Source organism: Roseibium sp. (assembly GCF_048261595.1).
GTDB lineage: Bacteria > Pseudomonadota > Alphaproteobacteria > Rhizobiales > Stappiaceae > Roseibium.
Genome location: NZ_JBLXFW010000001.1, coordinates 544707 through 569753 on the forward strand (window position 1 = coordinate 544707; position 25047 = coordinate 569753).

Here is a 25047-nt window from a genome sequence, read left to right on the forward strand (position 1 = left end):
TGTCGGATAGGCGCCAGGTCGCGTCAAATGAACGCGATCCCGGCAATCGCGGCTTCAGTTAGCTTACGTCCGCCCGGAACCCGGGGTCAAGTCCGGTCGCGGAAGCGGTTGGTGATCGGATAGCGGCGATCGCGGCCGAAATTGCGCTCCGTAATCTTCACGCCCGGAGGCGCCTGACGACGCTTGTATTCGGCGATGTAAAGCAGATGCTCGATCCGGTGGATCAGCTGCCGGTCGTGACCGCGTTTCTCGATCTCGCTGACAGACATCTCCCGCTCGACGAGACAGGCAAGGATATCGTCCAGAACATCGTAGGGCGGCAGGCTGTCCTGGTCAGTCTGCCCTTCCCGGAGTTCGGCGCTCGGAACCTTGGTGATGATATTGCGCGGAATGACCTCGCCACCCGGCCCCAGAAGGTCGGCCGGACGATGCCCGTTTCGCCATGCCGCCAGATGATAGACCTGCGTCTTGTAAAGATCCTTGATCGGGTTGAAGCCCCCGTTCATGTCACCGTAGAGCGTCGCATAGCCAACCGACATTTCCGACTTGTTGCCGGTCGTCACCACCATCGAGCCGAACTTGTTGGAGATGGCCATCAAAATGACGCCCCGGGCACGCGATTGGAGGTTTTCCTCGGTCGTATCCTGCTCGCAGCCGGAGAACATGGACGCAAGTACCCGTCCGAACCCCTCCACCGGCTCGGCAATCGGCACCGTGTCGTGGCGGATGCCGAGAGCACGCGCGCATTCATCGGCGTCGACGATGCTTTCACGGGACGTATAGCGATACGGCAGCATGATCGCATGGACCTTTTCCGGTCCCAGCGCGTCAACTGCCATCGCAGCCACAACCGCTGAATCGATGCCACCAGACAGGCCGAGGATCACCCCCGGGAAGCCGTTCTTCTCGACATAATCGCCAAGACCCATGACGCAGGCGCGCCAGTTGGCCTCATCGATCCCCGGCAGGACGCTAACGGGACCGTTCTCGCAGACCCAGGCTTCATCGTCATTTCGGACCCAGTCCGAAATCCCGACCCCGGTCTGGAATTGGCCCATCTGGAATGCGAGGGTCCGATTTGCCTGCAACGCGAACGAACCACCATCGAAGACAAGTTCGTCCTGGCCGCCCACCTGATTGCAGTAGACCATGGGCAGATCGGTTTCGACGACCCGCGCGACCACGACCTGAAGGCGTTCGTCTGCCCGGTGTTCCCAGTAAGGTGAACCATTCGGCACAAGCAGGATCTCGGCGCCTGTCTCGGCCAGGCACTCGCAGACCTCGTCCTTCCAGATGTCCTCGCAGATCGGCACCCCGATGCGAACGCCGCGGAAATCGATCGGACCCGGAAGCGGTCCCGCCTTGAAGACACGCTTTTCGTCGAAAACGCCGTAGTTGGGCAGGTCATACTTGAACCGGACCGTCTTGACCTCACCACCATCGAGCAATGCGACAGCGTTGTAGACATTGCCCTCGTCGTCCTTCCATGGAGACCCGACAAGCATTGCCGGACCGCCATCGGCCGTTTCGCTCGCCAGGTCCTCGACCGCCTTCATGCAGCGACGGACAAAAGCAGGCTTGAGGACGAGGTCTTCGGTCGGATACCCGGCGACGATCAGTTCCGAATAAAGGACCAGATCGGCGCCCGCAGCAGCGGCCTCATGGCGCGCAGCGCGGATCAGCCCGGCATTGCCGCTGACATCGCCAACGGTCGGGTTGAGCTGGGCGACCGCAAGACGGAAGCGGCCATCGACAGAATCTTTTGAGGCAGGACGTGTCATACGGCTGATTTACCCCGCCTCCGAAAGACTGGCAATCAGAACCGGCGCCTAAAGCAGCGCCATCGACAGTGCATCTTCTTTCCGGCCCATTGAGGAAGGCGCAGGACGGCTCAAATCCGTCACGGAGACATTGCCCTTGCGCTCGGTTGGCTGCGTGGTGCCGAACACCCCCTTGCAGCGGCCATGAAGTGACTGCTTGTAGAGGATATCTCCGATGTGATTATAGAGAACGGAGGGAGAAACGGGCTTGGCGATGAAACCGTGAACCCCGAGCTTGACCGCCTCAAGAATGGTAGCCTTGCGCGAATGTGCGCTGACGACAATGACAGGGGTGGTATTGATCATCCGGTCGGCCTCCGAACGCAGGATCTTGATGAAGTCCGCTCCGCTGACTGGTGCCATCGCCCAGTCGACCAGGATGAAATCCGGAGTTCTGTCCAGAACGATCTCAAGCCCGTCGGCGCCGTCGGCAGCCTCATAGATCTGCCGAACGCCAAACCCGCTGAGCACCGAGCGCAGGATGCTGCGCATGTGCATGTTGTCCTCGACAACAAGGAAAGAGACCTGAGACAGGTCCCAGCGCTTGTTCATTTCGTTGTCCCCACAAACAACTCACACGAGTGGTATTGCGGATGCGCCGTTAAAGGTGACTTACCAAATTTATCGATAATCGGATCATCCCGGGCAAAGAAAAAGGGCGGCTAAAGCCGCCCTTTGAAATCATCGCCCTGATCAGCGAGGATCAGCCGTTCACGGCCACCGGCGCCGCCTGGCGGCCGTCGCGTTCCTTCTTCAGGTTTTCCGCGACGAGGAAAGCCAACTCGAGCGCCTGGTCCGCGTTGAGGCGCGGGTCGCAGTGGGTGTGATACCGGTCGCCGAGCTGGTCGGCGGTGAGCGCATGGGCACCGCCGGTGCATTCGGTCACGTTGCGGCCGGTCATTTCCACATGGATGCCGCCAGCATGGGTTCCCTCGGCCCGGTGAACCGCGAAGAACGCTTCCACTTCCTTCAGGATGCGATCGAACGGACGGGTCTTGTAGCCGCCGGCCGAGATGGTGTTGCCATGCATCGGGTCACAGGACCAGATGACAGACTTGCCTTCCCGCTCCACCGCCCGAACAAGCTGCGGCAGATGGTCGAAGACCTTGTCCGCACCGAAACGCGCGATCAGGGTCAGGCGTCCCGGTTCGTTTTCCGGGTTCAGGATGTCGATCAGTTCAAGCAGACCGTCCGGAGACATGGAGGGGCCGCACTTCAGACCGATCGGGTTCTTGATGCCGCGGAAGAACTCCACATGGGCATGATCGGGCTGGCGGGTCCGGTCGCCGATCCACAGCATGTGGCCGGAGGTGGCGTACCAGTCACCAGAAGTGCTGTCGACGCGGGTCAGCGCCTGCTCGTAGCCGAGAAGCAGGGCTTCATGGCTGGTGAAGAAATCGGTCGAACGCAGCTGGGGAACCGAACCGGAGTCGATGCCGCAAGCACGCATGAACGCGAGCGACTCGGTGATCCGGTCGGCCAGTTCCTTGTACCGATGGCCTTGCGGGCTATCGGAAATGAAGCCGACCATCCACTGGTGCACCTGGTCGAGGTTCGCGAAACCGCCCTGCGCGAAGGCACGCAGCAGGTTGAGTGTCGCCGCCGACTGGCGGTACGCCATGCTCAGACGGGCAGGATCGGGAATACGGCCCGCCTCGGAGAACTCGATATCGTTGATGATGTCGCCGCGGTAGCTCGGCAGCTCAACACCGTCCTTGGTTTCCGTATTGGACGAGCGCGGCTTGGCGAACTGGCCGGCGATGCGGCCCACCTTCACAACCGGCTGGCTGGCGGCATAAGTGAGCACGACGGCCATTTGCAGGAAGACGCGGAAAAAGTCGCGAATGTGATCGGGATGATGCTCCGCAAAGCTCTCCGCGCAATCACCACCTTGAAGGAGGAACCCCTTTCCGGCCGCGACATTGGCAAGCTGGCGCTTCAAATCACGCGCCTCACCTGCAAAAACCAGCGGCGGATAGGTCGACAGACGCTGCTCAACGTCCGCCAGGGCCTGTTCGTCGGGATATTCCGGCACCTGCAAGATCGGCTTGGATCTCCAGCTGTCCGGTGTCCACTTGTCCGCCATTTCAACTACTCCTGAAAGGGGCCGTCTGCCCCATCAACACTTCAATGATCCCATTAGATACAAGAACCCAGCCGCCTGACCCTGAAAGGCTCAAAACGAACTGGAATGGCGGGTTATACACTGCCGACCCAGTCAAGACCACCGCCAGAACATGAAGAAATCGGCCCGACTAAGCATTTGATCAATTGAACTAATTAGTTCATTTCGTATTTGACAATATTCGTTGAGCAAACTTCATCAATGCATCCCCAGGATCGGGATTTCCGGTCCGCCTGCCGTATCGGCACTCATGCTCTTGCGAGTATGAAATCGAGATCTCCCTGTATCCGTGGACAGGTCCATTCAGGTTTCCCCCTATTGCGCGGGGGCGCGAACCCTGAAACGCTCGCCTCAGACGGAGCCAAGACCAGCCAAGCACAGGACGCCATGCCCCTGGAACATAGCCACGCACCCGACGACATCGCCGACCGCCTGCGCGATGGCCCCAACATCAGCTATCTGCGCGACTGGGTCTACGGCGGCATTGACGGTGCAGTGACCACGTTCGCGATCGTCGCCGGCTCTCTTGGAGCCAACCTTTCATCGACAATCGTCCTGATCCTCGGCCTTGCCAATCTTCTTGCGGACGGCTTTTCGATGGCTGCCGCCAATTACTCGGGGACCAAGACCGAGGAAGCGGACTATCACCGGCTTCAGTCTATCGAGGAGAAGCATATCCGCCTCGAACCTGACGGAGAGCGGGAGGAAATCCGGCAGATCTACAAGGCCAAGGGATATGAGGGCCAGGAACTTGAGTCCCTTGTTGCGATCATCACCTCCCGCAGGCAAACCTGGATCGAGACCATGATGCAGGAGGAATATGGTCTTGGCTCAGCCCAGCGCTCGGCCATGAAAGCTGCAATCGCCACTTTCGCAGCCTTCATCATCTGCGGCAGCCTACCGCTTCTTCCCTTTGTGTTCGGCTGGCAGGCCTCTGGGCTGATCACCTCTCTCTCGACGGCCTGCGCGTTTTTCCTGATCGGCTCGATAAAGGCAAAGTGGTCAACTCAAAGTTGGTACATGTCCGGTCTGGAGACCACGGCCATCGGCATGGCGGCGGCAGGCATCGCCTGGATTGTCGGTTACCTGCTCCATGGTCTGGTCACCTAACGTCAGGCGGACGGTTTCAGGTGGATGACACCCTGCTCCGAGAGCAGCGTGTCGATCAGCTCTCTCACGTCACGGCGAAGTTTGACCGCGCGCGGATACCGAGGGCAGTCCCGATCTGCGAGGATCGGCACGTGCCACCCACGGGTCGTCCCGATGAAGTTGGCCACCCCCTCTTCCCCCCAGAAGGCATGAAAACCCGCCAGCACACAATCGACATAGCTTTGGAGGATTGGGTGGTCCTCGTCGCCCCAGTCCGTGAACTCCGGCTTTGAGCGAAACAGGAACATACCCTCCGGCCCCGGTTTGCCTGACGCGTCGCAACGGAACGCCCGGCCGATATCCTGGACCCGATCGTATTTCCATTCACGCCGCGAAAGCGCCTCTAAACCTTCCTTCGGCTCGACAACGGCAACACCGCGGATGGACGCACCAGCTTCAGGTGCGACCGTCAGTGAGCAGACGCCACCGGTCTGCGGGCTGTGGCCGCGAATTCGCCATTCGCGAACCCACCCGTCAAGCGTGCCTGGCCGGACACTCGCCCCGCGATTCAAGGTCTCGACATTGACCAGGGAGCCGTAACCAAAATAGGAGATTGTCATGGGACCTTTTTAGGGTTCCGAGCAGCCCGCCGTAAAGACCGACCTTGCACAACGGATCCAGCGCATGTCTTCTTCCAAGTCCGCCGCCTCTGTCCTTTCAACAAGTCAGGTGGAGGCGCTGCGGCGAGATACTCCGGGCTGCACCAAACGCATCCATTTCAACAACGCGGGCACCGGTCTTGCCCTGGCTCCTTCTCTTGAGGCCGTCAAGAAACACCTGGATCTCGAGGCGGAGATCGGCGGCTACGAAGCCCACGACAAGCATCTTCCCGAGCACAATGCGTTCTATTCCAGCATCGCAGCACTGCTGAATGCCAAGACGTCGGAAATCGCGTTCATCGAAAATGCCACGCGTGCCTGGGACATGGCTTTCTATGGCATCGACTTCCGCCCGGGTGATCGCGTCATCACAGGCCGGGCGGAATATGTCTCGAACTTCGTCGCCCTCCTGCAGATGAAGAGGCTCAAGGGCATCGAAATCGATCTGATCGAGGACGATGAGCATGGCCAGATCGACCTCAAGGCCCTGGAAGCCGCGATCACACCCAAGACACGACTTATCGCACTGACCCACATTCCCACTTTCGGCGGACTGATCAACCCGGCCGAGGAGGTCGGCGCAATCGCTGGCCGGCACAAGATTCTCTATCTTCTCGACGCGTGCCAGTCGGCAGGACAAATCCCACTCGATGTTCAAGAAATCGGCTGCGACATGCTCTCGGGAACGGGGCGCAAGTACCTGCGCGGTCCCCGTGGTACCGGTTTCCTTTATGTCAGCGACGCTGTTCTTGATCAGCTGGAGCCGCCCTTCGTCGACCTGGAGGCAACGTCCTGGACCGGCCCGGACAGCTACGAGCTGAAGCCAGGTGCGCGGCGCTTCGAGAACTGGGAACGCTATTTCGCCGGGCAGATCGGGCTTGGCGTTGCGGCAGATTATGCGCTCAAGATCGGCATGAAGCAGATCTCGGAGAGGATCATCGACCTTGGCGCACAGCTTCGCGAGGGCCTTGCCGCCCTACCCGGCGTCTCGGTGCATGACAAGGGCCTTCGCAAGGGCGGTATCGTCACGTTTGCGATCGAGGGCGAAGACCCCTTGGCTACAAAGCAGCGGCTATCCGCAAACGGCATAAATGTTTCGGTCTCAAAAGCGACATCGGCGCAGATCGACCTGCCCTCCCGAGGCCTCTCCGCGCTGGTGCGAGCATCCGTCCATGCGTTCAATACAGAGGACGAGATCACGGAAGTGCTGACAGTGGTAAGCGCGGGCAAAGCTCGAACGATCTAACGAAACACTAATAATCCTGTTCGGAGTCGCAATATCCGCTCTCATTCGGAATTAAGGATTTTTCGCTAGTCTTTCATCGTCATCGGTCAAACCCGTGGGGATGAGGGAACAGTGACGCCAGGAAATGGAAGTTCGTTTGAAGTCGCTCGGCCGCGACTGAAGCTCAACCACTGGGTCTTCCTGCTGGCCGCGCTTCTGATCGGCCTTGCATCGGCCTCGCTCGTGTTTGTCGGGCATATCTCGTCACGGGAAGCGGATCGCCAGGCTCTTGATAACGAACGTCAGCTTTTCGAGAACGCCTTGCGCGAACGGCACACGGATATCGCCCAGGAACAGCTGACCGTGACACAGTGGGATCGCTCGGTCTCCAAGATCAGCCGTGGCTTCGATCGTTCCTTTGTGCGCGACGAATTTCTCAGTTCGCTCTGGTACGATTTCGAAATTGAGTACAACATCCTGCTTGCACCTGACAACACCGTGCTTGCATCCGCTTCCAGGGACAGCGTTTCCTTCTCAAGGAAGACACTCTCCGACAGGGATCCTTTGGTGGTGATTGCCGAGCGCAGCCGCCAGACCTACTTCGACAACCGCATCGAAATCGACGGTGGCTTTGCCCAGCGCACGGTCACGCCGTCGCAGGCCCATCGGGTGGGGGCATTCTCGTTTGGCCTTCTAGAGGGGCGCCCCGTGCTCATGAGCGCGATGGCAATCGTTCCGGACGATGGGGATGTCACGCTTGAAGGAGGTGCACCGATCGTGTTGATCTCGGCCCGCTTCATCGATGCTGCCTTCCTTGCCGATCTCAACGCTCAGCTCTCCTTCCCAAATCTCAGATTCGAACAACGCGTGCCCGAGCGCCCGCATCCCACGGACTGGCTTGTGAAGGATTCTGCCGGATCTGCTTTCGGCGTCTTCAAGTGGGATGGCCAGAAACCCGGTCCGCGCATCTTCCGCACCATCGTTCCGATCGTGATGCTTCTGGCAACCGTCCTGGCAATTGCCGCCTACCTGCTGGTACGCAAAATCGGAAAACTCTCGAATTCACTGGAAGAGAGTGAAGAGCGCAACCGCTATTTTGCCCAGCACGACCCACTCACCGGCCTTGCAAACCGTCGCCATTTTACCGACCACCTTGCCTATGCCATCGACCAACTACCGGAACGCCCCTTCGCCCTGCTGTGTTGCGATCTCGACCGGTTCAAGGCTGTCAACGACACGTATGGACACTCAGCCGGCGATATGGTGATCAGAACCGTCGCGCACCGGCTTCAGGACGCCGTGGGAAACCTCGGGATCGTGGGACGTATCGGCGGCGACGAGTTCGTCATTCTGATCACCCGCGCCACGGCAAACCCGTCGTTGTCCAGACTGTGTGACATCATCCTGAAGTCAATCATTCTACCGATCGAGATCGAACCGGGTGTCAGCACCGATGTCGGCATCAGCCTCGGCGTCGCAGTGGCTCCGGAGGACGGGGCGAGCGAGGCGGACCTGTTCACGGCGGCGGATGCCGCTCTCTACAAGGCCAAGCATGGCGGGCGCAACCAGGCTGTCTTCCACGCCCCTGCCGACGAGAATTCCAAGACCGATGCCGCGTGAGATATCACGCCGTCAGCTCTGTCAGATGCTGACGCTCGCGACGCTGACCCAGTCGCTCGGCAAGCCCCCTAAGGCCCTGGCTGCGACTTCCGCTTCTGCAAAGTCGGCGATCGTCATCGGCGCCGGGATTTCCGGACTGGCCACCGCACGGACGCTGGCCGACGCTGGTTGGGATGTCACGATCCTTGAGGCTCGCGACAGGATCGGCGGGCGGATCGATACCTTCCGTTCGTTCGGACAGGTTCTGGAGCGCGGAGCAAACTGGATCCACGGCATCAACGGCAATCCGATTACCGCACTTGCCAGAAAGGCCGGTGCGAACTTCGCCCGGACGGACTACGACAGCCTTATTGGCTTTGGTCCAGATGGACGCGTCCTGACCGATACAGCGCTTGTCGATGCTGAAGACACCTATGCGGAACTCCTCGAGCGCATCGATGAAACGTATGACGCAAATGACGATCGCCCGCTTGTACGAGCAATAACCCTTCTGGAACGCGATTTTCTGGACGATCCCCTGCTCCGCGCCATTGCGGCCGCGGATACCGAGGCCGACACGGGCGGACGTCTCGAGGATCTCTCGGCCCATGCTCTCGACGAAGATGATGCCTTTGGTGGTCCCGATGTCATCCTGCTGCAGGGCTACGACCAGATAACTCAGCTCCTGGCACATGGCCTCGCCGTCCGGCTCGGCGAACCTGTGCTCGAAATTCGCCATGACGACGTCAAGGCGACCGTCGTAACCGCGAAGGCCAGCTACACAGCCGATCATGTCATCTGCGCGGTACCGCTGGGCGTCCTCAAGGCCGGGTCCATTGCCTTCTCGCCAGCACTTCCGAAATCCCACGAGAAAGCAATCAAACGGCTCGGGTTCGGACAGGTCGCAAAGCTGGCCCTGACGTTCGATCATGTATTCTGGCCCGAAGAACCGCACTTCCTGTTTCATGCCAGTCGAAGGCGCGGTGAATGGCCGACGATCGTCAACCTGAATGCACTGACCGGTCAGAAGACGCTGATGATGATCTGCGCCGGAGACGCCGCAATTTCGGCGGACCGGCAGTCCGACGACGATCTGGTCGCCGGAGCAATGACAGTTCTGCGACGTCTTTTCGGCACGGACATCCCGGCGCCAGACAACTTTCTGCGCTCTGCCTGGTCGCAGGATCCGTTTTGCCGCGGCGCCTACTCCTTTGCGGCTTATGGCAGCCGTCCGAAGGATTTCGCAAACCTAGGAAGTTCCGCAAGCGCGACGCTCCATTTTGCAGGAGAGCATACGAGCGCCGATTATCGGGGAACTGTTCACGGCGCCTATCTGAGTGGGCTCCAAATAGCAGAAAGACTCCTGACCGCGCGTTGACAACCGGGTTCGCGCCCTGCTGTCAGCACCGAGAAAAATTCCCACGCAACCGACCCTACGCAGGCTGCGCAAACCGCTAGCGCTGAAGAACAGGACCTCCAGTAGATTTTGTTAGCGTTAATGCAAAGACCCTTCGTTTCGCAACGGCAGATGACCGCGTCTTAACCCGTCGAAGCCTATAAGGGGCCTTGGAAAACTTCAGACAACAAGGCGCATTGTGGCAGAGCAGAGAAATCGCAGATATTCGGACAAGGAACTTGCTGCTCCGCGCCATCACATTTCGCGGCTCGCATTTCTCCTTGCCGCGCTTCTGATCGCCGTGTCCGCGGTCTCTCTGCTGTTCGTCGGATACATCGCTTCCCACGCTTCCAACCGCCAGGCGGTCCTGAACGAGGAGCGCCTGTTCAGCAATGCGCTGGAAGATCGCATGCGCCTTGTCGTTCGCGAACAGCTTGCCGTCGCGCGCTGGGACGAGGCGGTCAATCGCATCGTTCTCGACTTCGACTACGAATTCGTTCGCGAGCATATCGGCAGCCTTTGGACCGACCACGGCCACAACCGGACACTCGTGGTTTCAGGCAAGGACATGATCATTGCCGAGACCTTCGCCGACTACACTCACATCACACAGCGTCCGCTCGCGGAGACGCCTGAAGTGCTGCCGGTCCTTCAGCGCGCGCGGGAATTGTTCGAGCAAAACCGGGTACGGGTTCCCGGTGGCTACAGCTATCGGTCCATCCAGGGTCTCGACCCTTCGGAGTATGCCGCCATCGGATTTCTCAGGATCGACGGAAAGCCGGCGATGGTCGGCGCGATGCCAATCATTCCCGATCAGGAAAAAGTGCGCCTGCCTGAAGGGCCTCCCACGATCCTGATCTCGGCAAAATTCATCGATCAGCGCTTCATTGCAGATATCAATTCCCAGCTCTCTTTTGGCGAGATGGAGTTTCATGCAGGTGGCCTGCCGACGGGCGCGGGTCCAATCCATTCGGTAACGGACATGACGGGATCGGCACTCGGCGATTTCCGATGGATCAGCGAAACGAGATCAGAAACAATCTGGCGGACGGTGGTCCCTGTCATTCTGGTTCTGTCGATCCTGCTTGCGATCCTCGCTTTCGGGATTGCTTGGCGGATCGGGAAGCTCACCAGCTCGTTGCAGGCAAGCGAACGTCAGAACCGTTACCTGGCGCTGCACGACACGCTCTCGGGTCTTGCCAATCGTCTCCAGTTCAACCGGGTGTTGGACACGTCCGTCAAGGCGCTCCCCGACAAGTCCTTCGCCGTGATCCATTGCGATCTCGACAAGTTCAAGGCCGTCAACGATACCTACGGCCACGCGGCCGGGGACGAGGTCATCAAGGCCGTTGCCCGGCGCATGACGAAGGTAGTCGGACGCGGAGGGCTGGTGGCACGTGTCGGAGGTGACGAGTTCGTGGTAATAATGCGCACCGTGACGGACCGCGCCGGCCTCACCAAGCTCTCAGATACTCTCATCGCCTCGATCAGCGAACCGATCCCGCTGCCCGACGGCATCGACGCTCATATCGGTCTCAGCATCGGAATCTCGCTGGCGCCTGATCAGGGCGTAGACGGAGAAAGCCTCGTCGCGGCCGCAGATGCTGCACTTTATCACTCCAAGGAAACCGGCCGCGGGCGGATGTTCTTTGCCGAGGATCTTCCCGACGCTGACGATCTTGAAAAGCCGCGCCTCAAGCCAGGTGTTTCATCCTCCTTTCAGGAAGCGTCCTGAGCGGTCAACTTCATCCAATCGCCCTGCAAGAAACAAAAATGCCACCGGGAGATCCTCCCGGCGGCATGCTTTCAAGTTCAATGTTAGCCGGGTTCCATCACCCCCGCAGCTGCTCCGTCGGCTCCCGCATGGTGACGAGTTCCTCTGCGGCTGTCGGGTGAACGGCTATCGTGCGGTCGAAGTCGGCCTTGGTCGCTCCCATTTCGAGCGTGATCCCGAGTACCTGGGCCAGTTCACCGGCATCCGGCCCCATGATGTGAACACCCAGGACCTTGTCCGTGTCCGCATCGACGATGATCTTCATCAGCATCTTCTCATCGCGGCCGGACAGCGTGTGCTTCATCGGCCGGAAGCTGGACTTGTAGATATCCAGGTTCGGCGTGCGCTTGAGAGCCTCTTCCTGGCTGAGACCGACAGTGCCCAGTTCCGGCTGCGAGAAGACTGCCGTGGCGATCAGGCTGTGGTCTACGGTCCATGGCTTGTTGCCAAAGACGGTGTCGGCAAAGGCATGGCCCTCGCGGATGGCGACCGGCGTCAGGTTCGCGCGGTTGGTGACATCACCGACAGCATAGATCGAGGGAACGGATGTCTGCGAGGCAGCGTCGACCTTGATGGCGCCGATGCGATCCATCTCGACACCGGCACTTTCCAGGCCCAGACCGACCGTGTGGGGCCGGCGGCCGATTGCATGCATGATCTGGTCGGCATCGATACGAACACCCTTGTCCGTCGTTGCCGTGAGGCTGCCGTCAGCGTTCTTGACGATCTGCTTCAGGTTGTCGCCACAAATGACCTTGATACCCTTCTTCTCCATTTCCTGACGCACGGCAGTGCGCAGGTCCATGTCGAAGCCGCGCAGGATCTCCTCGCCGCGGTAGAGCAGAGTGGTCTCGACGCCGAGACCGTTGAAGATACCGGCAAACTCCACCGCAATGTAGCCACCGCCGACTACGACGGCCCTCTGCGGCAGTTCTGCCAGGTTGAAAGCCTCGTTGGAGGTGATGACGTGCTCGCCGCCCTCCAGGCTTTCATCCACATTCGGTGATGCACCGACGGCGATCAGGATGTACTTCGCGCTGATCAGCTGACCGGTTGCCAGAAGACGAACCGAATTGGGCCCCTCGACCACCGCCCGGCTGTCGTGCAATTCGACATTGGTGCGCTCAAGGTTGCGACGGTAGATACCTTCCAGCCGCGTGATTTCCTGATCCTTGGCGGCAACCAGCTTCTCCCAGGAGAATGCGCGTTCGCCAACGCTCCAGCCGAACCCTTCCGCATCCTCGAACTCTTCCGAGAACTTCGAGGCATAGACGAACAGTTTCTTGGGAACGCAACCGCGGATGACACAGGTACCGCCGTATCTGAATTCTTCGGCAATACCGACACGGGCACCATGGGTCGCTGCGATGCGCGCGGCACGAACGCCGCCCGAACCGCCACCGATTACAAAGAGATCATAGTCGAATTCGCTCATGGAAACCTCGGTCCCTGCCGCCTGTCCGCAGGCGGTATTTCTCTTCTTTCGTTCGTCGCCCATGTCGGTCGGGCGCGGCATAAAAACAAGGCCGCATACGCGGCCTTGTAAAACACCTTGGATCACGTCGAGGTGATCCGGCCCTCAATCGGACCTTACTGTGCGGCCCGCTTGTCCAGCTCTTCGCGCACCAGAGCGACCATTTCGGTCGAGATCGTGTCCTGCCACTGGCGCGCGGCACCGATCGCCAGCGCGGTGATGGACGGACCGGTTTCGGCAAGCTTGGTGCCGAGCGGCGTGCGGTAGAAATCGGCCAGCTGCAGCAGCTCCTCTTCCGAGAACCGACGTGCCCAGACTTCATAGATAATACGGTTCAGATCGGCCCGGCGGGGAGCGAGTTTCAGTGCCACCTCAGTCGATACATCCACCACTTCCTGCGTGCGAGAGGGATCGGACTGAATGAACAGAGTCCGGGTCTGCTCTGCGAGCAGCGGAAGGATGTCATCGAAAGAGCTCAGAGCCTTGGTCGCTGTCACGACCTGACGGGCTGCGTCGATGTGGCTTTCGGAAAACTCCTTTTCCTGGGCCTGGACCGGAGCAAGGCCGGCGACGAACAGAGCAGCACCAACGACAGGGCCGATGGACAGCAGGGACTTAAGTTTCATAATCGAACTCCATAACGGACAGGTCGTTTTACGCCACCTGCCATCAAATTCCAAAACTCAATTTCCGGGAATTTCAGCTTTTGGCCTCGACGGTCTTCACTCCATCGGGCCCGGCAACATATGCCTTGCTGGCGAGACCGATAAACAGACCGTGTTCCACAACGCCCGGAATCGCAGCCAGATCATCGGCAAGGCACGCCGGGTGCGGGATCTTTCCCAGATGAGCGTCGATGATGTAGTGGCCGCCATCTGTGACAAAAGGATGTTCTTTACCGCCGCGAAGAACCAATTCACCGGAAAGATCGTTTTCTGCGAGGCAGGTCTCGATTGCCTTCCACGTTGCACCCAGACCAAAGGAATTCACCTCGATCGGCAGCGGAAAAGCACCCAGCACGTCCACAAGCTTGCTGCCATCGGCGATCACGATCATGCGGCCGGATGCAGCTGCGACGATCTTCTCGCGCAGCAAGGCGCCGCCTCCGCCCTTTACCAGCACGAGGTTCGGATCGATCTCATCCGCTCCGTCGATGGTCAGATCAAGCTCAGGTTCGTCTTCAAGCGTCGTGAGCGTAATGCCTTCCGCCTTGGCCAGTTCATGAGTGCGTTCGGATGTCGGCACACCAATGACCTTCAGCCCGGCACGCACCCGTTCGCCCAGGGCGCGAACGAAATGCTCGGCTGTCGACCCGGTCCCGATGCCAAGCTTCATGCCGTCTTGAACATCCTGAACCGCACGTTCGGCAGCAAGGCGCTTCCAGTCGTCGCTCATTCCTGTATTTCCCTTCAGTACCTCTGATCCGGCTCGCGTGCGATCCGTGAGGCGTTATACGCTTGTGGCTGCCGGAATGACATTCCGGACCATTCATGCGCGCTGATTAACACGGCTTCGCGGGAGGGCAAAGCTCAAAGCCCACCTTTCCAAAGACCGCCAGCAACGGAAATTCCCCTGCCCACGCCATTCGTCTGGGGGCGCGAATGAAAAGCATTTGGTCCGGTTTTTCTACGCCTCTCTGAAATTCACTTCAGAGGACGTTAAGGCACTAGCAATCATCGTGGTTAATCATTTGACCATTATTTTAAAATTATCTTGGAACCTGCAATTTAACGACTGCTGGTCAAAGGGGCCATTATTAAATGAACTTGCTTCGACTGAAACGCAGCATTCGAGACGATATTCCTGAAGTAATTGAAGAGGTTGCGCCTACGCCCGCACAACACCACGACGCTGGTGAAGACCGGGCGATGATGTCCTTCGCGCTCGATGCCATCGAGGATGACCTGCACGTCGCTGCGAAAGACATCAGCAAAGTAGCCAACGCCGTCCAGCAAAAGATTTCCGAACAAATCCAGCTTCTTAGCCACATTCAGTCGGAAAGCAGTGCTCTTCGTGAGCAAAGTTCATCTGCTTCGGCCAACGCCTCCGGCCTGGCTAACTCGATTGCCGAGCTTGCGGAATCAAGCAACGAGATCGGCAAGCAGGTCGATCTATCCAACCGGCTGGCCGAGCAGGCACGGGAGGTCGCAGACGAAGCGAATACCGGCGTCATGGACCTCAAGAACGCGATCGAAGACATTGCCAATGTCGTGCGACTGATTTCCGATGTGGCGAAGCAAACGAACCTGCTAGCGCTCAACGCGACCATCGAAGCAGCGCGCGCGGGCGAAGCGGGCAAGGGTTTTGCGGTCGTGGCCAACGAGGTCAAGTCCCTCTCGGTCGAGACCCAGAACGCCACGGATGAAATCGTTGCCAATATCGATCGGCTGAAAGTGTCTGCCGAAGCCAGCATCGGCTCGGTCAACCGCATCATCGACGTCATTGGCCAGATCAGGCCAAATTTCGCGGCGGTCGAGGCTGCTGTCCAGGAACAGATCGGCACGACCAGCCAGATCGGGGAGCGTGCCAGCGAAACCGCCGAGTTCATCAAGGATGTCACAACGCGCGTCGACGCAATCGACGCATCAACCAATGATGCCGTCGAAGTCGCACGCGAAGCTTCGGAAGTTTCCACGGAAATGGAAGCCTCTGCCCAGAACCTTGGCAATCGCTTCACGATGATGATCCGGCAAAGTGCACTGGGTGACCGCAGAAAATCCGACCGGCTGCCCGTGAAGCTGCGCGGTCAGGCTGTTGCGTCGGGCAACAGCTACAGTTTCGAGACCATCGATATTTCGGAAGGCGGCGTCCTCTTCAAGACCGCAGAGGCCGTCCCGGTTTCTCCGGGTCACCTGCTCGAGCTGAGCATGGCCGGCCTTGGAGCCTGCAATGCAACAGTCGAGAATGTCTCCCAGCACGGAGTGCATTGCTCCTTCACCAACCCAAGCGAAGACTTCATGGAAGCTGTCGGACGAAAGCTCCGGGAAATTCATGAAGCCCACGAAATCTACGTGGAAAGAGCCCAGACAGCCGCGGCGAAGATTTCGGAAGCGCTGGAAGACATGGTCGCGAAGGGCAAGATCTCGCAGGATGCCCTGTTCGACACCAACTACCGGCCGGTCAAGGGTTCCAACCCGCCTCAGTTCGACACCAACTACATCGCCCAGCTGGAAGCGTTTCTGCCGGAGATCCAGGAGCAACTGCTCGCCACAGACACGAGCATGGCCTTCTGCGCAGCGGTTGACCGCAACGGCTACCTGCCTGTTCACAACAAGGTCTATTCCCATCCGCAGCGACCGGACGATCCGGCCTGGAACGCCGCCAATTGCCGAAACAAGCGTATTTTCGATGACCGCGCGGGCCTAAGCGCCGGACGCAATACCCGGCCTTTCCTGATCCAGTCCTATGCCCGCGACATGGGCAACGGCAATTTCATCTGGATGCGCGAGATTGATGCTCCGATCGTGATCGGCGGCCGTCACTGGGGCGGCTTCAGAACCGCTTACAAGCTCTAGTACGCTATAGCTCGACGGAAGAGCTTGTTGCCGGGCAGCGAAGCAGATAATCAGCCGGGAGGCGCTTCGACGCGCACCAGCTGAAGGAAGCAATATGTCCGTGCTCGTGTTCGATCTCGATGGCACCCTCGTGTCTTCGATGGATGACCTGACCGCCACTCTCAACGCGGTGCTCGTTGAAGAAGGTCACAAGGCAATCGCGCCGGAAAGCGTGCGCTCCATGGTGGGGCACGGGGCGAAGGTGCTCTTGCAGCGCGGGCTGGAAGCGAACGGCGTCACCTGGACGGAAGAAAGCCTTCAGCCGCTCTACACCCGCTTTCTCGACTACTACGAGGCTCATATCGCCGATTTCACCCGCCCATTTCCAGGTGTGATCGATGCGCTTGAGGACTTCCGGGCACAGGGTTGGCGTCTCGCCGTGTGCACCAACAAGGTTGAAAGGCTTACGCTGCCCCTGCTTCAGGCACTCGATATGACGCAGCACTTCGACGCTGTCGTGGGAGGCGATACGTTTGCGCGCCCCAAACCGGACGCTGCCCCTGTGCTGGGTGCTATCGAACGGGCCGGCGGTACGCTCGAAGGCTCGGTGATGATCGGCGACTCCGTCACTGATATCGACGCCGCCCGCGCCGCGGGCATCCCCGTCATTGCCGTTGACTTCGGCTATACGCCTGTGCCGGTCGAACAGCTCGGCCCCGACAAGGTGATTTCCCATTTCGATGAACTGGCTTCGGCCATCGCAACTGTCGGTGCGCGCGCCTGAACCATAGCATGGTCCGGTTCAACTCCGCGGATCCGGGCGCTGTAAACGGGGTGTCTGCCCAAGCCTCCAAATCATATTCGAAGCGCTTGCATCTGCTCCATTGATCCAGTAAACACCCGCAACCAGCCGAAACGGCCACGGGCGATTAGCTCAGCGGGAGAGCACTCCCTTCACACGGGAGGGGTCACTGGTTCAATCCCAGTATCGCCCACCATTTCCTTAGAAATTACAGTTCCTGCCGTCGACCCGATGTCTGCCTGCAGCGAAATGCTCCGAAATCTGCGGAAACCTGATTGGTTTTCGTGGATGGCGCCACGATGGCAGCCGTGTGCTGCTAAACTGTGCGGCAAGTGATTCTTGTTTGAAACGAACTTGCTCGGACGGACCATGGCCCTCAAAACCGCTGCCAACCCCTTGCGGGAGAAGATGGAGAAGGCCCTTGCCTTCCAAAAGGCGGGCGAGATCGAAAAGGCGCAGCGGCTATACAAGCAGGTTCTGAAAAAACTGCCGAACAATGCGGACGCCAATCATCTTCTGGGCGTATGTTACCGGCAACTCGGCTTTCCTCATCGCGCCATTGAATACATTCAGAAGGCGATCAAGATCGCCAATGACCGGGGCCCTTTCTACGCGAACCTTGCGCGGGCGATGTCCGACATCCCGAACTCGGACACCACAAGTATCCTGGCACTGACACAAAAGGCGCTCAGCTTAAGCCCCAACCTGATCGAGGCCGAAAATCTGCAGGCAATAAGCCTGTCGAAGCTCGATATGAAGGAAGAAGCCGAGGCGATTTTCCAGAAACTGATCGTCCAGTATCCCAACTATGTCGAGGCGTACCGCAACTACGGCATCATGCTGCGCGACAACAAGGACCACGACAAGGCGGTCGCACTGTTCTTCAAGTGCACCATGCTGGAACCCAACAACCCGGAAAATTACCTGCAGCGGGCGCGATGCCGGTTCGAAGCGCAGCAGTTCGACCGCGCCGAAGAAGAACTGAATGATGCCCTGGCGCGGTTCCCGGACAACGGCGACCTTCATCACGAGATGGCAAGGCTGATGTTCCGGCTCGGCGAATCCTTCCGGGGGCTGGAAGCGGCACAGCGAGCGGTTCGGGAAGACAACAGCAACAAGCATCGTCTCGTCACGCTGGGGGTCATACAGCACGCCCTTTGCCAATATGACGACGCGATCAGCAGCTTCCGAAGTGCTCTTGCCCATTCCACCACGCCACTGCCGGCGGCGGAGTGGAACCTGTCACTGGCCTATCTCGGCAAGGGGGATCTGAAGCAGGGGTGGAAATATCACCATGCCCGTTTCTTCGAAGGACATACGTCCGTTCTGTTGAGAAAGTTCGATCGCCCGATGTGGGACGGGTCCGACATTTCCGACAAGACGATCATGGTGTGGAACGACCAGGGCGTCGGCGATGCGCTGCGTTGCGGCACACTGATACCGGAGATCATCGAGCGGGCGGGCAAGGTGATCATCGAGACGTCCGAAAAGCTAATGGCACCTTTCCGTGACAGCTTCCCGGAGGCGACCGTCAGGCTCGCGACGTTCGAAACCGGCACGATGCTCCCGACGGCAGACGACTATGACGTCCAGATAAGCATGGCGGATCTGGCTTCTCATTTGAGACCCGACACCGCCTCGTTCAAGCGGATCAAACACCCGGTCTACAAGGTCTCACCGGAACGGGTGCGTGAGTTTTACGGCCGCATTCCCGAAGCGGACAAGAAGCCGATCGTCGGCGTTTCCTGGCGGTCGCGGAACCTTGCGCCTCACCGCGCGAAGAACTACCTCTCGGCGCCCGATTTTTCCCCTATCGTCGAAGTCGAAGACGTCATCTTCCTGAACCTGCAGTATCTCGCGATCAAGAAGGAAGTCCGCTTCATGCAGGAGGCCAAGAAGGCGAACTTCATTCATTTCGATGACGTGGATCAGTTCAACAACCTTCAGGATGCGGCTGCGCTGGCCAACTGCTGCGACCTGATCATTTCAGCCAATACGAGCGTGGCAGAAATCGCAGGCTGCCAGAACGTTCCCTGCTGGACGTTCGGGGAACCGGCAAGTCACTTCCTCCTCGGTGAGGAATTGCCGCCCTGGTACGACCAGATGATCTACACCGTCGTCCAGCCCGGCCACTTCGTTGCCGAGCTCGTGCCGCAGCTTGTCAGCCGGCTCGAAGCCTGGAAGGAGACATGGTCTCCCGAGGCCCGGTTCAAGCGGGTCGGGCTATAACGCCATGACGGAAGGCTCCGACGTCGTTGCCATCATTCCGGCGCGATCCGGTTCGAAGGGACTGCCGGGAAAGAACACGCGTCTTCTTGATGGCAAGCCGCTCTACCGGCACAGCGTCGACGCAGCGCGCGAAGCCGGGATAACTCGTATCGTCATCACGACGGATATCGAGGAAATCTTCCGCCACGACCTGCCGGCAGGCGTCGAGATCGTTCCACGCCCCGAACACCTTGCCGGCGACCAGGTCACGATGGCTCAGGTTCTGAACGATCTGCTCCCCCGCCTCGGACCGGGCATTGCAACCGTTGTGCTGCTCCAGCCCACATCGCCCCTGCGCACCGCGGAGACAGTGCGCAAGGGATTGGCCCTATTCGATGCGCGCACCACCTCGCTGGTGATGAGCGTTTCGCCGGCCGACCGGGGAGTCCTGAAATGGGGACAGCTTGAAACCGGGCGCTTCGTTCCGCTGTCGAAGCCCGAATATTGTTTTGCCAACCGGCAGTCGCTTCCGGAGGTCGTGCGTCCCAACGGTGCACTCTACGTATTTTCAGCAAGCCGTTTTCTGCGCGAGGGCGATTTTTCGGCCGAGAATGTTAAGGCTATCCAGATTTCCGAGCAGGAAGCCATTGACATCGACACCGAGACGGACTTCTTGCATTGCGCTGAAACTATCTCCGCAGGAAAAACATAATGAAAATCGCTCACCGGGAGATCGGCCCCAACAATCCGCCGCTCGTCATCGCCGAAATCGGCATCAATCACGGCGGGAATCTCGACGTTGCCAAGGCAATGGTACAGGCCGCAGCTTCGAGCGGTTGCGAGATGGTCAAGCACCAGACTCATTTCGTCGATGACGAGATGACTGCGGAAGCAAAGGACATCTATCCGCCGAACGCCGATGTCTCCATCTACGAGGTCATGCGCCGCTGCGCCCTGCCGCCCGATGCCGAAATGGAGCTGAAGACCTTCACCGAGTCCCTCGGCCTGATCTACATTTCGACGCCGTTTTCTCGCGCGGCCGCAAACTTCCTTGCCTCGATCGGCGTTCCCGCGTTCAAGATCGGCAGCGGCGAATGCGACCACCTGCCCCTGATCCGCCATATCGCCCGCCTGGGCAAGCCGGTCATCATGAGCACCGGCATGCAGACGCTCGAGAGCCTCCAGCCGTCGGTCGACATTCTCGACCAGTCGGGCCTCGACTACGCGCTGCTTGAGTGCACTAATCTCTATCCGTCCCCGCCGGAAATCGTTTCGCTGCGCGGCGTGACCGATCTCCAGAAGGCCTTCCCCAATGCCGTCGTCGGCTTTTCCGACCACAGTATCGGACCGGAAATGGCGCTGGCGTCCGTCGCTCTCGGCGCCTGTATCCTGGAACGTCACTTTACCGATACCCGTTATCGCAAGGGCCCGGACATTTCGTGCTCGATGGACCCGGCTGAGCTGCGCTTTCTGATCGACCGCTCGCGGGAAATCCATACGGCGCTCCACAACGAGAAGAAGCGGACGTCGCCCGAAGAGGACGTCTATCGTTTTGCCCGCGGCTCGATCGTCGCGGACCGGGATCTGGAGGCCGGCCAGATTATCGCTCCTGACGACATCTGGGCACGGCGACCGGGCAACGGGGAAATTCCGGTCGGCGATTTCGACAAGTTAATCGGGAAGACCCTCAAGCGGGCGCGCAAGCGGAACGAACAACTGCGCTGGGACGACTTCGAAAGCTGAAACCGGAGGGAGGCGCATGGGACGAAAGCTGCTGTTTTTGACCGGCACACGGGCCGACTTCGGCAAGCTGGAACCGCTTGCCGTCGCCGCACGCGACGCCGGCCATGACGTCACCTTCTTCGTTACCGGAATGCACATGCTCGAGCGCTACGGCTCCACCCGCCTGGAAGTCGAACGTGTTGCAGGCGTGAAGCGCCAGGAATTCATCAACCAGCGCATCGGCGACCCGCAGGACGTTATTCTATCGAAGACCATACTCGGTCTTTCCGACTGGGTGCACGAGTACCGCCCAGACCTTACCGTCATTCATGGCGACCGTATCGAGGCCCTTGCTGGGGCTCTGGTCTGCGCGACCAATTACATTCGCTGCGCCCATGTCGAAGGTGGCGAGGTGTCCGGCACGATCGATGAGGTTTACAGACACTGCAACACCAAGCTGTGCACGTATCATTTCGTCAGTTCACAAGACGCGCGCGAGCGCGTCATCACACTTGGTGAAGAGCCTTCGGCCGTCTTCACCATCGGGTCCCCTGAGCTCGACATCCATCTGCAGGGAACGGGCATTGCCATGGCCCAGGTGCGCGAACGCTACGAGATCCCTTTCAAGGAGTTCGGCATCGCGGTTTTCCACCCGGTCACCTCCGAGCGCGACACGATCGGCGAGCAGGCACGCAATCTCTTCACCTGCCTGAAAAACAGCGGCCGCTGTTTCGTAGTGATCCTGCCCAACAACGACCCGGGAAGCGAAGAGATCTTCGCGGAAATCGAAAAGCTGCCCAAGGACAGGTTCCGCTGCCTGCCCAGCATGCGCTTTTCCTATTTCTCCACGCTGATGCGAGAGGCAAGCGTCATGGTCGGCAATTCCAGTGCCGGCGTGCGAGAGGCTCCGTTCCTTGGAGTACCGAGCCTCAACATCGGCTCGCGCCAGCACCTTCGGTCGAGATCCTTGACGATCACCGACGCAACCGCCTTTGATGTCGAAACAATCAAGGCGTTCCTGAAGGACCGCTGGGGACAAAGGTTCGACGCTGACGTGTCCTTCGGCGCAGGCAACGCGGCACAGCGTTTCGTTGAGGTTCTGGAAAGCGAGGCCTTCTGGACCGCCAGCCAGCAGAAATATTTCTATCAGGGCTGACCGGGGCACCCAGTGTAACTGTCAGATACGGCTCGCGATGAGGTGATAGCGACCGCCCCGCGTATTGGCCGTGATATCCCGGCGTTGGACGTGGACCTTTTCGATCAGATCAAAGCTATTGCCAAGCAGACGGTCGATCTTGGCCTCATCGAAGTAGCTCTGGATCGTTCCGATCTCATGCTGCTTCTCTACAACGACCTCCGAGGAAAAACCGGGTTCGACATCCGTGTCGTCATTGCTGATCAGATCAAGGTAAAACAGGCTACCGGGTTTCAGGACCCTACTGATTTCGGCCATACACTCCAGCGCGATTGCAAAGGGCATCGAGTCGAGAACTCCGTGGGAGACGGCAATGTCGAAGGAACCGTCGTCGAACGGCAGTGCCCCGCCCTCCCCCTGGACAAGAAGATCTTCAGCGGCCTCGAAGCCGCACCCGGAGAGCCACTCCCGTCCGGTCGAAATGGCATGAACGGAGAGGTCGATACCGCAGGCGTCGAGCCCCAGTTCCTTAGCGAACTTCACATGCCGCCCGATACCGCATCCGAAATCGAGAACACGTGTCTGCGTACCAAAGCCTGAGTGATAACGGATTTCGTTGATCCCCGTGCGCTTGGCGACCTTGCGCGCGAAGAAGCGGATGACCTCCTCGTTCGGGTAGAACAGGAAGTTGTCGCCGCGCTGGTAGGCGTCGTCCCACTCGCTCTGCCGCGTGTCAGCGCTCGTCATTCATACCACCAGCTGTTGTTGGAGCCGAACGCAGGCATCGCAATTCAATGACTCGCGCCGCACCTTGTCGTTCACATAGACATTGGAAAAGTGATACCAGAAATCAGAGTGATAGATGTTCGGCTTGCGCTGGACGCGGCACTGGAAGCCGATCGACAGATCCTCCCAGGGCAGGCCCAGACGAATGACCCTGTTGAACTCGGCCTTGCGAATGCGAATGGCAAGAAATCTCTCCAGCTCGCTCATGGCAGTTTCGAACCCAAGCTTGTCCAGGGAGACCACGTCGACCGGACCGCTGTCGTCAAAGCTGATCGAAAACGCCTCTTCCCCCGCCTCAAAGTCATCTTCAGTCAGGCGAATGAGCAGATTGAGGGGTTTGGCGAAACCCGATTCGAGGAAATAGGCCCGAACCTCCTCAAGGTCCGTGCTACCGAACTGCTCTTCGACCGCAGCCAGATAGGCATCAGGCTCGATTTCCCTTATCGGTTCGAGTTCCAGCCTCTCCTGGCGCTTGAATTCCGCTCCCTCAAAGACAAACCGGTCCGAGTTCGTCACATCCAGGAGATGGACACCCCGCTCGGCACAGCCTTCAGCATAGCTATCAACGCTGTTCTTGCGATTGTTCTGCTTGATGTAGGCGTCGCGCTTCGCAGCCTCGGTGAAGAAACCGGCATAGGGCAGAAACGCCGTTGGTTTCATCTTGTCGAGCGCCTGGAAATTGATGTGACGGACAACATTGCAGTTGCGCGTCATGATCCGCTTCTTCTCGTCTTCCCCGTATGTCTCGAAGCACAGGGGAAACCCGCTGGCGCCGGAAGCGAAGGCCGAACAGAAGAGGGTCAGGTTCGTCGGGAAGCGATGGAAGTCGACGAAATTCGCGTCGACGGACAAGAGCGCACTGAAGGCACCGATCTCCACCAGCAAGCCGCTGTCATCGCGAAAGTCACCGCTCTTCAACACCGATAGCGCGATCTGTCTTTCGCGGTCCTCGAGCCGCGTATCGAATCCGGCTGCGCGTATATCCGTAAAGCCGATTTCCTTCAAATAGCGAACGGTCGAACCGGTCTCGAAGGCGGCAGTCAGAATCGGCATATCCTTGCGAACGTGTTCGAGCGTTTCCCGGTGAAGGTGATCCGGGTGATTGTGGGAAATGAACAGGAAATCGCAGGCGTTGAGCCGCTTGAAGGCGTCTTCCGGCGTTGGCAGGCTGAGCCACCATCCGTTCGAAAAGGCTGGCCCGATCAGCCAGGGATCCGTTGCGAACTGCAGGCCTTCCGTGCGTATCAGCAGGCAGGCGTGGTTGAGAAACTCGACTTCGACATGCTGCTCGGCATCGAACCCGGCAAGGTCCCTCCTGCTGTCCGGCAGCGAAAAGCGGATCTGGCCATTCTCGATCTCGGATTTGCGGCAGACCTTGAGAGGCGCCTTGGCGCAGTTGACGTTGACATAGCTGCCGATAGAGGGATCAAGGGTCCAGCCATGCATGGGGCAGGAAATCCGGCCATTGTTTGAAATGAGCCGTCCACCGGCATGATCGCAAACGCGGTCGTAGATCCTGATCTCGTCGCCACCTTGAAAAACGAACCAGTCGTCGAAGTTGGTCAATCCCGGACCAATGTCCGACAATTGCACCGTTCGCTCGCTCGCACCGGCGGTAAACGTCGCCCCTGCCTCTACAAATCTTTGCCAGATATGTCCCATGCGGAGACCTCTGATACTCCGTTCCAGCTGTGAATGGCACAGGAAACAGATTCGTTCCTGCTGGGAGTATGTCACGT

Annotated in this window: 20 protein-coding genes and 1 tRNA gene; 12 read left to right on the plus strand and 9 right to left on the minus strand. The window is 59.2% G+C overall.

From position 1 onward, the window contains the following. Nucleotides 1–86: 86 nt before the first annotated feature. The 3 genes from ACN0SY_RS02405 to ACN0SY_RS02415 all read right to left on the minus strand — a co-directional run bounded on the left by ACN0SY_RS02405 (nt 87) and on the right by ACN0SY_RS02415 (nt 3906). A complete protein-coding gene (locus ACN0SY_RS02405; protein ID WP_417684161.1) occupies nt 87–1781 on the minus strand; it encodes an NAD+ synthase in 1695 nt (564 codons plus the stop codon). A gap of 48 nt (nt 1782–1829) precedes the next feature. Next, nucleotides 1830–2372, minus strand: coding sequence for a response regulator (locus ACN0SY_RS02410; protein ID WP_417684162.1), 543 nt, complete (start codon nt 2370–2372; stop codon nt 1830–1832). Nucleotides 2373–2523: 151 nt separating this feature from the next. After that, a complete protein-coding gene (locus tag ACN0SY_RS02415) occupies nt 2524–3906 on the minus strand; it encodes a class II 3-deoxy-7-phosphoheptulonate synthase (RefSeq protein WP_417684163.1) in 1383 nt (460 codons plus the stop codon). 426 nt (nt 3907–4332) lie between these two features. On the opposite strand from ACN0SY_RS02415, the gene ACN0SY_RS02420 reads away from it, so the two are divergent. Then, on the plus strand, nt 4333–5055 hold the full coding sequence (locus ACN0SY_RS02420) for a VIT1/CCC1 transporter family protein (RefSeq protein ID WP_417684164.1): 723 nt from the start codon (nt 4333–4335) through the stop codon (nt 5053–5055). A gap of 2 nt (nt 5056–5057) precedes the next feature. On the opposite strand, the gene ACN0SY_RS02425 is transcribed toward ACN0SY_RS02420, so the two are convergent. After that, nucleotides 5058–5654: a gamma-glutamylcyclotransferase family protein gene (locus tag ACN0SY_RS02425; protein WP_417684165.1), complete on the minus strand. Its 597-nt coding sequence runs from the start codon at nt 5652–5654 to the stop codon at nt 5058–5060. Nucleotides 5655–5718: 64 nt separating this feature from the next. Here ACN0SY_RS02425 and ACN0SY_RS02430 point away from each other — a divergent pair, with 64 nt between their 5' ends. From ACN0SY_RS02430 to ACN0SY_RS02445, 4 genes are all read left to right on the plus strand, one after another. Beyond that, entirely contained in the window at nt 5719–6939 is a 1221-nt protein-coding gene (locus tag ACN0SY_RS02430; RefSeq protein WP_417684166.1) for an aminotransferase class V-fold PLP-dependent enzyme, read from the plus strand. A gap of 111 nt (nt 6940–7050) precedes the next feature. Further along, nucleotides 7051–8538, plus strand: a complete 1488-nt coding sequence (locus ACN0SY_RS02435) for a diguanylate cyclase domain-containing protein (protein WP_417684167.1) — start codon at nt 7051–7053, stop codon at nt 8536–8538. Continuing rightward, nucleotides 8528–9895, plus strand: a complete 1368-nt coding sequence (locus ACN0SY_RS02440; RefSeq protein ID WP_417684168.1) for a flavin monoamine oxidase family protein — start codon at nt 8528–8530, stop codon at nt 9893–9895. The genes ACN0SY_RS02435 and ACN0SY_RS02440 overlap by 11 nt, the downstream gene beginning before the upstream one ends. A gap of 217 nt (nt 9896–10112) precedes the next feature. After that, nucleotides 10113–11648, plus strand: coding sequence for a diguanylate cyclase domain-containing protein (locus tag ACN0SY_RS02445; RefSeq protein WP_417684169.1), 1536 nt, complete (start codon nt 10113–10115; stop codon nt 11646–11648). A gap of 97 nt (nt 11649–11745) precedes the next feature. Here the strand turns inward: ACN0SY_RS02445 and gor are convergent, their stop codons facing one another. From gor to rpiA, 3 genes are all read right to left on the minus strand, one after another. Continuing rightward, complete coding sequence (gene gor, locus ACN0SY_RS02450; RefSeq protein ID WP_417684170.1) at nt 11746–13122, minus strand: glutathione-disulfide reductase; 1377 nt, start codon at nt 13120–13122, stop codon at nt 11746–11748. A 155-nt stretch (nt 13123–13277) separates the two neighbouring features. Beyond that, a complete protein-coding gene (locus ACN0SY_RS02455) occupies nt 13278–13787 on the minus strand; it encodes a DUF2059 domain-containing protein (RefSeq protein ID WP_417684171.1) in 510 nt (169 codons plus the stop codon). 73 nt (nt 13788–13860) lie between these two features. Further along, nucleotides 13861–14556 carry a ribose-5-phosphate isomerase RpiA gene (gene rpiA, locus ACN0SY_RS02460; RefSeq protein WP_417684172.1) on the minus strand — a complete coding sequence of 232 codons (696 nt, stop codon included), beginning with the start codon at nt 14554–14556 and terminating at the stop codon, nt 13861–13863. Between the two features lie 365 nt (nt 14557–14921). On the opposite strand from rpiA, the gene ACN0SY_RS02465 reads away from it, so the two are divergent. The 7 genes from ACN0SY_RS02465 to neuC all read left to right on the plus strand — a co-directional run bounded on the left by ACN0SY_RS02465 (nt 14922) and on the right by neuC (nt 22543). Further along, nucleotides 14922–16676: a methyl-accepting chemotaxis protein gene (locus ACN0SY_RS02465; RefSeq protein WP_417684173.1), complete on the plus strand. Its 1755-nt coding sequence runs from the start codon at nt 14922–14924 to the stop codon at nt 16674–16676. Nucleotides 16677–16770: 94 nt separating this feature from the next. After that, the gene (gene gph / locus ACN0SY_RS02470) at nt 16771–17439 is read left to right on the plus strand and encodes a phosphoglycolate phosphatase (protein ID WP_417684174.1); all 669 of its coding nucleotides are present in this window, start codon (nt 16771–16773) and stop codon (nt 17437–17439) included. Nucleotides 17440–17578: 139 nt separating this feature from the next. Beyond that, nucleotides 17579–17653, plus strand: a tRNA-Val gene (locus tag ACN0SY_RS02475). A 173-nt stretch (nt 17654–17826) separates the two neighbouring features. Next, a complete protein-coding gene (locus tag ACN0SY_RS02480) occupies nt 17827–19686 on the plus strand; it encodes a tetratricopeptide repeat protein (protein WP_417684175.1) in 1860 nt (619 codons plus the stop codon). Nucleotides 19687–19690: 4 nt separating this feature from the next. Next, nucleotides 19691–20377 (plus strand): cytidylyltransferase domain-containing protein, encoded by a 687-nt coding sequence (locus ACN0SY_RS02485; RefSeq protein ID WP_417684176.1) that lies wholly within the window; start codon nt 19691–19693, stop codon nt 20375–20377. Continuing rightward, a complete protein-coding gene (locus ACN0SY_RS02490) occupies nt 20377–21408 on the plus strand; it encodes an N-acetylneuraminate synthase family protein (RefSeq protein ID WP_417684177.1) in 1032 nt (343 codons plus the stop codon). Before ACN0SY_RS02485 ends, ACN0SY_RS02490 begins: the two co-directional genes overlap by 1 nt. A 16-nt stretch (nt 21409–21424) precedes the next feature. Then, nucleotides 21425–22543 (plus strand): UDP-N-acetylglucosamine 2-epimerase, encoded by a 1119-nt coding sequence (gene neuC / locus ACN0SY_RS02495; RefSeq protein WP_417684178.1) that lies wholly within the window; start codon nt 21425–21427, stop codon nt 22541–22543. 21 nt (nt 22544–22564) lie between these two features. Here neuC and ACN0SY_RS02500 read toward each other — a convergent pair whose 3' ends face one another. Then, nucleotides 22565–23269, minus strand: coding sequence for a class I SAM-dependent methyltransferase (locus tag ACN0SY_RS02500; protein WP_417684179.1), 705 nt, complete (start codon nt 23267–23269; stop codon nt 22565–22567). After that, on the minus strand, nt 23270–24970 hold the full coding sequence (locus ACN0SY_RS02505) for an MBL fold metallo-hydrolase (protein WP_417684180.1): 1701 nt from the start codon (nt 24968–24970) through the stop codon (nt 23270–23272). Nucleotides 24971–25047: the final 77 nt, after the last annotated feature.